This window comes from Oceanobacillus halotolerans (genome assembly GCF_010993955.1).
Taxonomy (GTDB): Bacteria; Bacillota; Bacilli; order Bacillales; family Amphibacillaceae; genus Oceanibacillus_A; species Oceanibacillus_A halotolerans.
In genome coordinates this window covers 96812-110692 of record NZ_WIXL01000010.1, presented here as the reverse complement: position 1 = coordinate 110692, position 13881 = coordinate 96812, and the positions used below count along the sequence as shown (strand labels likewise).

Sequence of the window (13881 nt, the reverse complement as noted above, 5' to 3'; positions counted from 1 at the left end):
CTCAAACATCATACAAGAGGGCTATTTTTATATCAAGTCCCTTTTACTTTACAAACAGGAATGCTCCTCGCGAGCAAAGTACGCTCGCTGTGGGGTCTTCAGACTGTTCCTTTTCCCGTAGGAGTCTCGCATTTTCCGCTGCTTGGAATAGTCACTCAACAGAAGTAAGAATAGTAAGAAGATATGATGATAAACATATAATTTTATTGGTATTTAGCTGGCAACAGTTCCGTCAGCGGATTCCCATTAATGATGATATATAACAAAAACACATCACTAGCGAAGGAAATATACGCAGACTCCTGCAGTTCGTCGGCTAACGTCGGTCACGTCCTGTGACCAACGCCGACACTAGAACGTCCTGTTCGTCGAAGAGGCATAGGTAAGACCCCTAAAGACGAGTAGCACGAGGAGGCTCAACAGCCGCCTGCGGTAAAGAAGACACTGTGAAAACGAATAGTTTGAACAGATGTCGCACTTATGCCCCTGGTGAAAGCGAAGTGTATTTCCGTAGCGGTATTCATAGCTAAACTATTGCGTATAATACATCTTATATGCAACCATTTCACTAGAAAACAACAATCGTTTAGAAAACAGCCTAGGAGAAACCATTCAAAAATAAATCAACATATAACTATCGCAATATATTGAAAATGTCGGTATACTTATATTAGTTTAACTAAGGGGGAAGATATCATGCATACTGATTCATTTCAATTAGGAGAGAACACCATTAAACAAATACAACAACAAATGGAAGCTGGCAATCTATCGGCAAAACAATTAACACTTCTATACTTGAAACAAATTGCCAACTATAACCAAGATGGACCACAAATCAATGCCATTGTAGAAGTAAATCCTGATGCCTTACATATTGCAGAAGCCTTAGATGTGGAACGAAAAAAGGATGGTGCTCGTGGGCCACTTCACGGAATACCTGTTATTGTAAAAGATAATATTGACACAGCTGACAAGACACATACAACTGCAGGATCCGTTGCATTACAACATCATTATGCAACAGAAGATGCTTTTATTGTAAAACAATTACGTGATGCTGGTGCCATCATTTTAGGAAAGGCGAATCTAACAGAATGGGCAAACTTTATGACAGAAGGCATGCCAAATGGTTATAGTTCAAGAGGGGGTCAGGTTCTTAATCCATATGGCCCTGGTAAATTTGATGTTGGTGGTTCTAGTGCTGGAACAGGAGCTGGTATTGCAGCCAACTTTGCTGTCGGTGGTATAGGGACAGAAACAAGTGGATCTATTTTAAGTCCTGCTAGTAGTAATTCACTAGTTGGAATTAAACCTACTGTTGGTCTATTAAGTCGCACTGGGATCATTCCCATTTCTAATAGTCAAGATACTGCTGGGCCAATGACGCGAACTGTAGAAGATGCTGCTATCCTGTTAGGTGTACTATCAGGTATCGATGAAAAAGATCCAGCAACTAAAATGAATCCCATCGTCATACAAGACTATACATCATATTTAAATAAAGACGGAGCCAAGAATACACGAATTGGTATTCCACGAAACTATTTAACTAATTTAACCGACGAAGAAACGGCCCTTTTTAATCAAGCAGTGAAAGATTTAGAAGCATTAGGTGCTACGATTGTCGATTCTATTGAATTAAATAATACACCTAAATCAAGTGTAATGTTTCATGAGTTTAAAAATGGAGTGAATGCGTATTTAAAAAATTCACCTGGATCCTCACCTGTACATTCACTATTAGATGTCATTAACTATAATCAAGCACACCCTAAGGAAGCATTACAATTTGACCAAACGTTACTACTAGCATCTGAAAAGAAAAGTGGAACATTAACAGAAGCTGAATACCTTCGTGATCGTATACAAGATTTAGCGCAATCACAGGAAAATGGAATTGATAAAATTATAGATGACCATGAGCTGGATGCATTACTTTTTGCTAATAATCTTGGAGCAGGAATTGCTGCTAAACCAGGCTATCCTTCCATTACCGTACCAGGTGGCTATACGTCAGAAGGAAAACCAATTGGTATCACCTTTACAAGTAAAGCATTTTCCGAAGCTACCTTAATTGAAATGGCATATGCTTATGAAAAGAAAACATTGCACCGCAAAGCACCTACCCTATAATCAAAAATTCGATTAGTGGCCTGTATTGTAGAGAAATTAGTATACTATTTTTCCATTAATAGAGTTATTTTTAATTGAAGTCTTACAAATGAGGATTAAGCAAGGTGTGCATGTGAATTCTCGTTCCGTTAAAGGTAGGAAAACCTATCTAAAAGGGGTGTGGCGAATTCTAGTTCCGCTAATAGCGTAAAATCAATAAAATATAAGGATAGAAACGATCAATAACGGAACGAGGACTACAAATAAAGCTCCAAACGAGGGGTTTACAGGTAACAACGGAATGAGGAACAAGCAATCTAGCAAAGTATATCGAAACGGTTGTTAAAAGATACTAGGAAACCATCTGCAAATTATTATGTTACATGATGGTTTCCTCTATTATTTACCTCAAGAGAGAAATCATTACCCATCATTCCAAATAATCCTACCATATTGAGCCTCATGATCAATATCAACCTCAAAGTTATGCTTACGGTAGAAATACTGCAAACGATCAACATGATCAAAATCTCGTTTTACAATATCTCCTGTAATATATTGAACATTTTCTGATCGTACCATTTCCTTTAAGTGATTCATCAGAATTGATCCATATCCTTGGTTTTCTTCACCTTTAATATCTGCAATGTGTAATCTATTTGTTGATTTATATTCTGCCTGTATTGCTGAATGCCACTTGCCTCGAAATGGTGTCTGGCAATCATGCAACATTAATTGAACAGTTTCCCTATCTTTATTTATATAAATAATAACCCAATTGTTTTGATTAGATTGATCAATACTAACAATTTCTGACTGCTTTGCAATTTGCTTCATATTTTCTTGCATTCGAAACAATTGAATCTCTAACGTATCTAATTCTTCTTTTAGGTCTTTTTTACTTCTTGTGTCTTCTTCTAATGGAAATTCTGTTTGTAGCACATTTAGCCTCCTATTTAACACACACATTTTTGTATTGTACTAGAGCAGATAAATAGAATGCAAGTTTCTGAAAGTTTCCATTTTATAAGTTACAAACCCATTGATCTTTTGATAAATTATGTAAACTTTAGAGAAAAAGTTCATATCTGGGGATACATGCGAATGAGGAAAATTTAAAATTTTGCTGTTTTATAAAAGGTCTTGTTTTTTAAATATAACTCTTAATGCATAGTTGATAGATTATGTGCAGTAAAATAGTGCTGTTGATTTCTGCTCCGGACAGTCGCTTTCACCACGGGCATAAGTGCGACATTAAAAATAATTAGAATATGAAAAGAGCCTAAAATTTAGTATGAAGCAGTTCCGTATGAGTGTAACTTTTTTGGCTGCCAAAAGAAGATAATAAGCTAGTAACGAAAGTGTGATAATGGCTATACTACAAAACTATCAAAGAACCCTAACACCTATATAAGTAATTTTCCCTATCATATATTAGACGAAAGACCTAACTTTCGTTATAATTAGATTTAACAGAATACAGGAAAAATTTACTTTTATTGGGGGTTTATATGAAAAAACAAAAAAAGCAAAAAGGAAAGAAAAAATCTAGAAACAAATTTAATTGGAAAGATTTGCCGATTAGTAGAAAGTATATCACCATCTTCCTTGTAACGGCAGTACTATTTGTTTTAGCTGGAACAATGGTCTATTCACAATTGTATAAGGCAGAAGAAGATATTGATGTCATTGAACAGCGAAGCTTACGTGTGAATGAAATGGCACAACTAGCCTCGATTGTCCAAGCAAAAGATGTAGATATTGCGGATTATATTATTACAACCAATGCATCTTATATTGATAAATTCCAACATAGACAAGATCAGTTCGATGAAACAATGGCAGCACTTGATCCACTCATGGAAACAAAAGATCAGAAGGAAGTCTTCTCACAAATTAAAGAAAATGATGTACAAATCAATGATATGTTCATGAACGAAATCACAACCGCTGTAGAAAACGACCAGATGAATGAAGCCCTTACATTACGTGATGAATCAAGTACATTGCGCTTAAATAATGTAAACTTAATTAACCAATTAACAAATATGGTAAATGAAGAACAAACAGCTTCTGTCCAAAATGCAAAAGACAGTTTAAATAATAGTATTGTTATTCTGGCTATCGCAATTCTTGTTGCAATAGGTATTGGAATATCCTTCATGTTAATTGTTAGTCGTAAAATAGCCACAAACTTAAAAAATGTGGTGACCTTAACAAGAGAAGTTGCTGATGGAAATCTCGATGTTGAATCAGTTGAATATAACGGTAACGACGAAATCGGACAATTAAGTGTAGCAACCAATAAAATGAAAAACAATATTCACTCCATTATACAAAATATTACAAAGGCATCGGAGTTGGTATCTGCTAAAAGTGATGCACTATCAAAGTCTGCCAACAATGTGAAAGAGGGCAATATTCAAGTTGCCTCAACAATGGACGAGCTTTCATCTGGTTCTGAAACACAAGCAAATAGTGCAACGACCCTTTCCGAAAATATGAATGACTTTGTTCAAAGAGTACGCCAATCTGAGCAAAATGGAGAAGAGGTTGCATCTTATTCTAATCAAATACAAACCTTAACAAATGAAGGTACTGCATTAATGGAAAAATCCGTTAATCAGATGGAACGTATCGATATGATTGTGACGGATTCTGTTAAAAAAGTGCAAGGTTTGGAAAAGCAATCAAATGATATTACAAAATTAGTGCTCGTCATTAAAGATATTGCGGATCAAACGAACTTATTAGCATTAAATGCAGCCATCGAGGCAGCTAGAGCAGGTGAACATGGAAAAGGTTTTGCCGTTGTAGCTGAAGAGGTACGAAAATTATCAGAACAAGTAGCTGATTCGATTACAGAAATAACGAACATTGTCACAAGTATTCAAACAGAAACAGATCATGTAGTAGATTCTCTAAATAGTGGATATGAGGAAGTAAAAGAAGGAACAGAGCAAATAAAAACGACAAGAGGAAATTTCGAAACCATTCACAACTCTGTTTCAGATATGACGGAAAATATCTCAGCCATATCCAAAACTTTATCAGATATTGCTCAAAATAGTACTGTCATGAATAATACAATTGAAGAAATTGCTTCTGTGTCAGAAGAATCAGCAACTAGTGTAGAGCAAGTAGCTGCATCTGCTCAACAAACCGCTGGATCAATGGACGATGTATATGATAGTGCAAGTGAGTTGGCAAAACTCGCTGATAAGTTAAATGATGAATTAAAAGTATTTAACGTCTAAAAAATTCATAAAGCTTAACCCATTCGGTGGGGGTTTTTCGACGCACAGGACGTGCTAGTGTCGATGTTGCGATTGACGTGGCGTTCTTAGTCAGCCCTTCATCCCCCACCGAATGTTAGTTGAACTTATCTCACTTTTACTGGCAGTTATCCCCCACTTATACTTCTTTGATTCCCGAAGTCTTGAAGTGGGGGTCTTACTGCCAGTTAACAAGTGATAAAAGCGTTATCATTTTTACTGCTAATTAATTGAGCGAAGTGAAAGCCAAAGGTGCTATTTTCCTATGCATTATTTAACTTCACTAAGTTTTGCAAAAGAATAAAACATCCAGTACTAGCTAACGGGTTTACTTCGTTGAACAAACAATTAATTAGAAAAACTCGCATTCGCTCGTCCTTTAGCGAATGTGTTCGTTTTTCTTATACTTGGGACATTAAATTTTGGCATTTTGGCCACGTCGAGTCTACTTCTTAGCTAAAATTTTATACTTTCCTAACGTGAAATAAAAGGACTTTGAGAAGATTTTCTCTAAGTCCTTTTGAAAAGATAAGGAAGTATAAAAAGTTGGACTCATTACAGCCTTTTATAGGAAAGGCCACGTCAAGCTTCGAGCGATTGACGTGCTAGTACTGGCGTTGCGATTGACGTCCTAGTGCCGATAGAAATAAGGACACCCGAGTTTTCATCGGCCAGCGCCTATCCCCTCGAGGTCATAAATCTATCCAGATTACGCGCAAAAAGCACCACGTCGAGGCTTGGCTTATGCTTGGCAGATAAGAAACTACTTACTGCATAAGTGCAACTAAGGATTTCGCCACTTGGCGACAAAGCCAAGTTTTCTAATCGGGGGTAATCAAGGCGCTTGCGCTTTTATTCTGTTAATTATACTCTGAATCTAATAACGGAAACTATGTGATTTGGTCTGTGTTTTATTATGTTGCACCTCACAAGTAAACCCGTTAAATACTAGCTTGGGTGTTTTATGCTTTCCTTATATCGATAACAGTCTGTCGTGTGATCAAAAACCATCCCAGTGGCCTGCATAAAAGCATAACAAATCGTAGGACCGACAAATTTAAATCCGTGTTTTTTCAAGTCCTTGCTCATTGCCTCTGATTCATTGGTGTAATCTGGTACATCTTCATGCTTCTCCCAGTGGTTTGTAATTTGCTCCCCATTCACAAACTGCCAAATATACGCATCAAAACTTCCATGTGCCTCTTGTATACGTAAAAAGGCTTGAGCATTGGTAACAACAGATTGAATTTTAAGCTTATTACGGATAATCCCTTCATTTTTTCGCAGCATTTCTATTTTGGTATCATCATACTTACTAATAATGGTAGGGTCAAAATCATCAAATGCCTTTCTATAATTTTCTCGACGTTTCAGGATTGTTATCCAACTAAGGCCTGCCTGTGCACCTTCAAGCGATAACATTTCAAATAATTGTCGATCATCATGTGTTTCAACCCCCCACTCCTGGTCATGATAGGCTATATAAACTGGATCATCCGTAACCCAAGCACATCGTTGTTTATTCATCATTTCTTTCCTCAGTTTCTACTTCATTTTCATCATAGGAGATCCAATCACTATAACTACCAGGATAGAGCTTAACATTTTCATAGCCTGCCAGCTTTAATGCCAGTATATTGGCACATGCAGACACACCAGAACCACATGAAACGATAATTTCTTCCTCTCTATCTAGTTGGTTAAAATGTTCCTTGAGCTCTGTTTCTGTTTTCCAACTACCATCAGGTTTTAATACGTCTCTCCAGAAGTAATTTATGGCTCCAGGAATATGACCAGCCTTTTTATAGAGTGGCTCTGTTTTACCAAGATACCGATCTTTTGAACGAGAATCAATTAAGGTAGTGTTATCTCGCTTTTCTTTAACATCCTCGATATGGACAACTTCATCACTGCTTACGTTGGGATGAAACGTTTTTGGAACTAGTTCAGGAATATCTGTTGTAACCGGATTACCTTCCTTCACCCAAGTATCAAATCCACCATCTAACAAATATACATCTTCATGTCCAACATAGTGGAGCAACCACCATAACCGAGCAGCAAACATATCATTGGCTTGATCATAAATAACAACTGTTGTATTGTTATCAATTCCAATGTTACCGATTTTTGCCACAAATGTATCGATATCTGGCAATGGGTGATTCCCACCATGTTTTTGTGCTTTGCCTGATAAATCTTTCTCTAAGTCTAAATAAATAGCACTAGGAATATGGCCGTCAATATAAGCCTTTCTTCCCGCATTTTCATCATTTAATTGAAACCTCGTATCTACTACTACCAAGTTTGCATCAACGTTCTTTTCTATGTGATTTTTTAACCACCCTGGTGAAACAAAATACGAACCCATATACGGTACCTCCTTATCACATTTTTCATAAATGCTTTCTATATTCACTATAATGGTATTTCTTCCGTGTGAAAAGACATAATGTTTTTGCAAATAGAAAAACAAGGACACTTCATGTATAATCAGTATAGAGATTAGATAAATAGACAAGGAGAGGGAATACATGAAACAAGAAATAATCGAGCGTTTTACCAAATACGTAAAGGTTGATACACAATCAGATGGCACTAGTGATACAACACCTTCTACACCTGGTCAATTTGAATTAGCAAACCTTCTAGTTGAAGAACTAAAATCTATTGGGATGAAAGATGTTTCAGTAGATGAACATGCCTATGTAATGGCAACATTACCTGCTAACACAGATAAAGATGTCCCAACCATTGGATTTATGGCACACCTAGATACAGCTACAGATTTTACTGGAAAAAATGTAAATCCTCAGGTTGTGGAAAATTTTGATGGTAATGATCTCACTTTAAATGATAAGTTAAATGTCGTATTACGTGCAAACGATTTTCCAGAGCTTCCAACATACAAAGGACACACATTAATTACTACAGATGGAACAACATTATTGGGTGCTGATAATAAAGCAGGAATTGCTGAAATTATGACAGCTATGGCTTACCTCATTAATCACCCAGAAATAAAGCATGGAACAATACGAGTTGCCTTTACACCAGATGAAGAAATAGGGCGCGGACCACACAAGTTTGATGTTAACCGTTTTAATGCTACATATGCTTATACAGTAGATGGAGGTCCTCTTGGGGAATTACAATATGAAAGCTTCAATGCAGCCGCAGCGCGCATTATTTTCAAAGGAAATAGTGTGCATCCTGGTACAGCAAAGAATAAAATGGTAAACGCTGGGAAAATGGCAGCAGAATTCATTGAAAAGTTACCAAAAAATGAAGCACCGGAAACAACCGAAAACTATGAAGGGTTCTATCATCTCGTTTCAGTGAATGGAAATGTAGAGAAGACAGAGGCATCTTACATCATTCGTGACTTTGACCGAGAAAACTTTGAAAAAAGAAAAGAAACCATTAAACAGTTTGTTAACGAAATGAAAAAAGCTTATGGAGAAGACGCGGTAGAATTGGAAATGGCTGATCAATATTACAATATGCGTGAAAAGATTGAACCTGTCATGGAAATTGTTGATATCGCAAAAGAGGCAATGGAATCTTTACAGATAAACCCAATCATTGAGCCAGTTAGAGGTGGAACAGATGGGTCCCAGCTTTCCTATAAGGGTTTACCAACACCTAATATTTTTACTGGCGGTGAAAATTTCCACGGTAAATTTGAATATATTTCTGTCGATAATATGGAAAAAGCAACAAATGTTATTATTGAAATTTCTCGCTTATTTGAAGCAAAAGCTTAATAAAAGCAAAAAGCAATTAGGTCACCAACTATAGTTATGATCTAGTTGCTTTCTGTTTATATGCCTAAGCCAAAAACAATCAACTATTTTCGCCCATACCGACCACCAAGCAAGCCCAAATGTCATTACAATAAGCCAATCGCATAATAAAGAGAAAATGTACTAGAAGTCCATGCAGCCATTGATGACATTACTTGAGAATTCATCAGAAAAAACTGATAGAAGAGGTGTGGTAATATACACACTGGATACAACAAGCAATGCACACCAAAAAAGCAGCACCCGAATGACAGAATAAGAAGTAGCTTGATTTGTCCATCCACGCTCCATGACATATCCCCTCTTCAGTCTTTTACACATGGGTATGCCTAAAGCAGTACAGATGTGAACGTTACTTTCCTATCCTAGATTCCCGAAGTGTTTATCATACAATTCTTTGGCTTTTTCAATCTCGCCTCTAGACAGCTGATGGCCTAAGCTTTCCCAATGTAATTCCACCTGTGCTCCAGCTTCACGAAGTAATTTCTCTAGCTCTTTACTTTCTTCTGGTGGGCAAATCGGATCATTATCACCCGCACCTATAAACACTGGGGTATTCGTTAAATCTGGTAATTCAATTCCTCTTCTAGGTACCATTGGGTGATGTAAAAATGCCCCTTTTAATGCATTTTCATAATGGAACAATAAACTTCCTGCTATGTTTGCACCATTTGAGTAGCCAATTGCAATGATATTATCCCGGTTAAATCCATACTTCGCTGACGCTTCATCTAAAAATTCATACAATTCCTTTGTACGAAATACTAAATCTTCTTCATCAAATACACCTTCTCGAATACGGCGGAAAAAACGTGGCATTCCATTTTCTGAAACATTTCCCCGTACACTTAAAACAGAAGCTTCTGGTTCTATCATTTCCGCAATTGGTAATAGATCTTGTTCTGTTCCTCCTGTTCCATGAAGTAACAATAATGTTGGCTTATTCGCTTTCCCTTCCTGATATATATGTTTCATTTGATCCCTTCCTTTCATTTTATAAAGCTTAATCCGGTGGGGAGTTCCCTTCATCCCCCACCGAGTGTTAGTTGAACTTATCTCACTTTCACTGGCAGTTATCCCCCACTTATACTTCTTTGTTTCTCGAAGTCTTGAAGTGGGGTCTTACGACGCACAGGACGTGCTAGTGCTGACGGTGCGATTGACGTGGCGTTCTTAGTCAGCCTGCCAGTTAACACGTGGTAGAACATCCAATTTCAGTATATCTCGAATTAAAGACAATTTTACCGAATGAAATAACATAGTTCAACTTATTACTATTTCGTTTCTGATTTCATTTCCCCCTATTGCCCACATTTGTTTTTAATGAGAAAATAAATAATAGATTTCGTCATCTAAAACGTAAAATACGGGGGAAGACAATGATTAACAGACAAGTCAAAATGCTTTTGATAACGGTTGTCATATTATTTGTAATTACGGCGTGTAATACAGAGGAAGATCAAGATACAAACAATGAAAAGCAAGATATACTAGCTTCAGAAGAGGATTCTTCACCTACAAATTCAGCAGAAACTGACGATACGGAGAATGTAGAGGATAATCAAACTGATCAGCTTATTGTGCCTAAAGCAGGTATACAGAAGAAAGACGAAGGAGAAGAAGTTCTTAGCCTCCAACAAGCACTTAATTCTATTGGCTATGACATTGCGGAGGACCGTACATTTGATGCTGAAACAACTTGGGCCATTACCGATTTACAACTACAGCAGGATAGTTTAATGGCAACAGGAGTATTTGATAAAGACACAAAGCAAGTCTTGGAAACACTCATAACCAACAAACATACAGTACAACCTGGAGAGGGACTAGAGAAAAAGACAGAAACGGTAACAACAGACTACGGATCGACCATACTTGCTAATCCCTATGATCAATTAGCACTCATTAACAAACAACATGCATTACCTAGTGACTATATTCCAGAGGATCTCGTTATCCCAGATGTCCGATTTCCATTTCCAGAGGATTATCCTAAAAAGCAAATGCGTGAAGTGGCTGCAAATGCATTAGAAGAACTGTTTAAAGCTGCAGAAGAAGAAGGCTATTACCTTTATGCCCAATCTGGGTATCGTGCATATGATACCCAACAGTCATTGTTTGCCTCATATGTAGAAGACCATGGAGAACAAGAGGCAAATACCTTTAGCGCTCGCCCAGGTGAAAGTGAACATCAATCTGGCCTAACAATGGATATCACAAGTGAAAGTGCTGAGTTTCTATTAAATGAAACATTTGGTAAAACTGAAGAGGGTAAATGGGTAGAAGAGAACGCCGCCGAATATGGATTCATTATCCGGTACCCAAGAGGAAAAGAAGAAGTAACTGAATACCAATATGAGCCTTGGCATATACGCTATGTTGGAAAGAAAGCTGCTGTAGAAATAATGGAAAAAGGCATGACACTTGAGGAATATTTAAAATAAAAGACTCTTTTCTTATACTTTATTGTTTTCTACGACGTATAATGCATAATATGCGCAGTAACTTGAGGTGATGGTTGGAGCATTTACCCGCTCCGGAAATACACTTCGCTTTCACCAGGGGCATAAGTGCGACATCTGTTCAAACTATTCGTTTTCACAGTGTCTTCTTTACCGCGGGTGGCTGTTGAGCCTCCTCAACTCGTCACACGTTTCTAGGGGTCTCACCTAGGCCGTTCCTCCCGCAGGAGTCTACGTGTATTTCCTCCACTGATAGGATCAACACTTCTTATTAAATATTATGTTTTTATGATATTTGATTGGAGCGTAGGACAGTCGACTCCTGCGAAAAAAACAACAGCTGAAGATCCCACAGGAAGCGGTTTTTGCTTCCGAGGAAGCTGAAGCGTTGTCCGCGGAAACGACTGTCCGGAGCGGAAATCAACAGCACTATTTTGTTGCGTATAATATATCTTATATGCAAGATGTTTCATACCTTAAAGCAATAATCTTTTAGACAACAGCCAAATAAAAGAAGGTGTACCCATTCGCAAAGTGGGTACACCTTTTAAAAAGGTTTTAAAATCATTAGTGCAATAACAACGAGAAAAATAATATTTTCAATTCGTTCAAAGAAAAATAACTTTTTTGCTAGTTCATGGTAGCTTTCTGGGATTTCTTCTCCTTGATGGTTAGAAAGAAGCGCTTTAATCGGTCTTGATCTTGGTGAAAGTACGGTTGGGCCAAATGCCAACGCAACCAAGAATAAAGTTAAACTAACGATGTACCACCCTTGTTGAAATAAATACGTGTTAAGAAAGCCCATCCATAAACCAGTAATTAATAATAAGGTGCCACCAACCATGACAAAAATGTGTAACCTATTCCGGATATAATAGGCATGCTTTAATTCTGTCATATTGGTTGCTTTATTGACTACATATATCATTACAAACCCTGGCCCCATACCTAATATTGCAGAGAAAACATGTATGAATACCAATATGTCATAAAATGTCATTGATTGTTCCTCCAATACTCAGCCTCTGGTTATCATTATACGCTCTTTTAAGTATTGAAGGCTGTGATATTTAACACATTACAGGCACTAGCAAAATATTCCTTATTCATATGTTATTTTCATATCACCAAGTTTAATCCAATTCATCTTTCTAAACCATGTAGCAAGGAAATAACTAATTAAAGCAGGACCAACTATATGTAATGAGAGGATAGCCCACAACACACTCCGGGAAAACCCCATTGCTTCAAATGTCATAATTTGTCCTACTAACCCGCTTGTTCCCATTCCTGCTCCTAATGCATTATTTGTCATTTCCAACCAGACTGTACCTAATGGCGCCAATACCATTCCCGCAATGGTAGGTGGAAGGATAATAATTGGCTTTTTAATAACATTGGCAATTTGAAGCATCGATGTGCCAATTCCTAATGCTAAAAATCCTCCAAAACCATTATCACGGTAAGAAGCTGTTGCAAAACCGACCATTTGTGCTGAACATCCAATCGTTGCAGCACCAGCAGCCAATCCATCAATTCCAAGCATAATTGCAATAGCTAAACTAGATATTGGTGCAGTTAACGCCCACCCCATTAGTACTGCAACAATCATTCCCATTAAAAATGGTTGTTGTGCTGTTGACCAGTTGATCAACTCGCCAAACCAGATCATGAATGTGTTGATAGGCTGTCCGATCAAAGAGCCTACCATAAATCCAACAACAATAGTCACAAATGGTGTCACAATAATATCAATCCGTGTTACTTTATAGACTAGCTTACCCAACTCTGTAGCAAACAAAGCGGCAACATAACTTCCTGCAGGCCCACCTAATTCTGCACCATAGGCACCTGCAAATAACACGGAAAATAACACCAAAGGAGGTGCTTTTAGTCCATATGCAATAGCAACACCAATTGCACCTCCCATTATTTTTGTTTCCATTGCAAAGGTTCCCATTTCTACAAAAGCATCCTGTATAGAAATAGGAAGAAATGTCCCCTGTTCCCCTATCGTTTGAATGATTAGTCCAATAATCAAGGAAGAAAATAACCCCAATGCCATATAACTTAATGCTGTCAATACATATTCTCTAACTGATAAAGTAACTCCTTTTTCGTGCAGGAATTCCTTTACGCTCATCGATATCCCTCCTTTTGTTTTTGTGAATTAATTCACAATATTTATAATAACCTTGACCTCTACTTACCGTTTGTTTTATG

At 37.3% G+C, this 13881-nt stretch carries 11 protein-coding genes; 4 read left to right on the top strand and 7 right to left on the bottom strand.

Annotation, left to right across the window (positions count from 1 at the left end):
* The first annotated feature begins 696 nt into the window (after nt 1-696).
* Nucleotides 697-2136: an amidase family protein gene (locus GHC26_RS11985; RefSeq protein WP_163971504.1), complete on the top strand. Its 1440-nt coding sequence runs from the start codon at nt 697-699 to the stop codon at nt 2134-2136.
* A 402-nt stretch (nt 2137-2538) separates the two neighbouring features.
* Here GHC26_RS11985 and GHC26_RS11980 read toward each other — a convergent pair whose 3' ends face one another.
* The gene (locus tag GHC26_RS11980) at nt 2539-3057 is read right to left on the bottom strand and encodes a GNAT family N-acetyltransferase (protein WP_163971503.1); all 519 of its coding nucleotides are present in this window, start codon (nt 3055-3057) and stop codon (nt 2539-2541) included.
* 569 nt (nt 3058-3626) lie between these two features.
* Here GHC26_RS11980 and GHC26_RS11975 point away from each other — a divergent pair.
* Complete coding sequence (locus GHC26_RS11975; RefSeq protein WP_163971502.1) at nt 3627-5372, top strand: methyl-accepting chemotaxis protein; 1746 nt, start codon at nt 3627-3629, stop codon at nt 5370-5372.
* A 966-nt stretch (nt 5373-6338) separates the two neighbouring features.
* On the opposite strand, the gene GHC26_RS11970 is transcribed toward GHC26_RS11975, so the two are convergent.
* Both GHC26_RS11970 and GHC26_RS11965 read right to left on the bottom strand, forming a co-directional pair.
* Entirely contained in the window at nt 6339-6917 is a 579-nt protein-coding gene (locus GHC26_RS11970) for a DNA-3-methyladenine glycosylase I (protein ID WP_163971501.1), read from the bottom strand.
* The gene (locus tag GHC26_RS11965; RefSeq protein ID WP_163971500.1) at nt 6910-7761 is read right to left on the bottom strand and encodes a sulfurtransferase; all 852 of its coding nucleotides are present in this window, start codon (nt 7759-7761) and stop codon (nt 6910-6912) included. The genes GHC26_RS11970 and GHC26_RS11965 overlap by 8 nt, the downstream gene beginning before the upstream one ends.
* Before the next feature lie 163 nt (nt 7762-7924).
* Here GHC26_RS11965 and pepT point away from each other — a divergent pair, with 163 nt between their 5' ends.
* The gene (gene pepT, locus GHC26_RS11960) at nt 7925-9157 is read left to right on the top strand and encodes a peptidase T (protein WP_163971499.1); all 1233 of its coding nucleotides are present in this window, start codon (nt 7925-7927) and stop codon (nt 9155-9157) included.
* 162 nt (nt 9158-9319) lie between these two features.
* Here pepT and GHC26_RS11955 read toward each other — a convergent pair whose 3' ends face one another.
* A complete protein-coding gene (locus GHC26_RS11955; RefSeq protein ID WP_163971498.1) occupies nt 9320-9487 on the bottom strand; it encodes a hypothetical protein in 168 nt (55 codons plus the stop codon).
* A gap of 69 nt (nt 9488-9556) precedes the next feature.
* The gene (locus tag GHC26_RS11950) at nt 9557-10171 is read right to left on the bottom strand and encodes an alpha/beta hydrolase (RefSeq protein ID WP_163971497.1); all 615 of its coding nucleotides are present in this window, start codon (nt 10169-10171) and stop codon (nt 9557-9559) included.
* A gap of 404 nt (nt 10172-10575) precedes the next feature.
* On the opposite strand from GHC26_RS11950, the gene GHC26_RS11945 reads away from it, so the two are divergent.
* The gene (locus GHC26_RS11945; protein WP_163971496.1) at nt 10576-11640 is read left to right on the top strand and encodes a D-alanyl-D-alanine carboxypeptidase family protein; all 1065 of its coding nucleotides are present in this window, start codon (nt 10576-10578) and stop codon (nt 11638-11640) included.
* Nucleotides 11641-12205: 565 nt separating this feature from the next.
* Here the strand turns inward: GHC26_RS11945 and GHC26_RS11940 are convergent.
* Nucleotides 12206-12658: a DUF2269 domain-containing protein gene (locus GHC26_RS11940; RefSeq protein ID WP_163971495.1), complete on the bottom strand. Its 453-nt coding sequence runs from the start codon at nt 12656-12658 to the stop codon at nt 12206-12208.
* Nucleotides 12659-12760: 102 nt separating this feature from the next.
* Nucleotides 12761-13801, bottom strand: a complete 1041-nt coding sequence (locus GHC26_RS11935; protein ID WP_163971494.1) for a PTS transporter subunit IIC — start codon at nt 13799-13801, stop codon at nt 12761-12763.
* Between the last annotated feature and the right edge of the window lie 80 nt (nt 13802-13881).

What these genes read in the sequence shown, in the direction of transcription:
- GHC26_RS11935 (WP_163971494.1), bottom strand. Translation starts at nt 13,801, where the DNA reads ATGAGCGTAAAGGAATTCCTGCACGAAAAAGGAGTTACTTTATCAGTT.
- GHC26_RS11985 (WP_163971504.1), top strand. Translation starts at nt 697, where the DNA reads ATGCATACTGATTCATTTCAATTAGGAGAGAACACCATTAAACAAATA.
- GHC26_RS11975 (WP_163971502.1), top strand. Translation starts at nt 3,627, where the DNA reads ATGAAAAAACAAAAAAAGCAAAAAGGAAAGAAAAAATCTAGAAACAAA.
- GHC26_RS11955 (WP_163971498.1), bottom strand. Translation starts at nt 9,487, where the DNA reads ATGGAGCGTGGATGGACAAATCAAGCTACTTCTTATTCTGTCATTCGG.
- GHC26_RS11940 (WP_163971495.1), bottom strand. Translation starts at nt 12,658, where the DNA reads ATGACATTTTATGACATATTGGTATTCATACATGTTTTCTCTGCAATA.
- pepT (WP_163971499.1), top strand. Translation starts at nt 7,925, where the DNA reads ATGAAACAAGAAATAATCGAGCGTTTTACCAAATACGTAAAGGTTGAT.
- GHC26_RS11950 (WP_163971497.1), bottom strand. Translation starts at nt 10,171, where the DNA reads ATGAAACATATATATCAGGAAGGGAAAGCGAATAAGCCAACATTATTG.
- GHC26_RS11970 (WP_163971501.1), bottom strand. Translation starts at nt 6,917, where the DNA reads ATGAATAAACAACGATGTGCTTGGGTTACGGATGATCCAGTTTATATA.
- GHC26_RS11945 (WP_163971496.1), top strand. Translation starts at nt 10,576, where the DNA reads ATGATTAACAGACAAGTCAAAATGCTTTTGATAACGGTTGTCATATTA.
- GHC26_RS11965 (WP_163971500.1), bottom strand. Translation starts at nt 7,761, where the DNA reads ATGGGTTCGTATTTTGTTTCACCAGGGTGGTTAAAAAATCACATAGAA.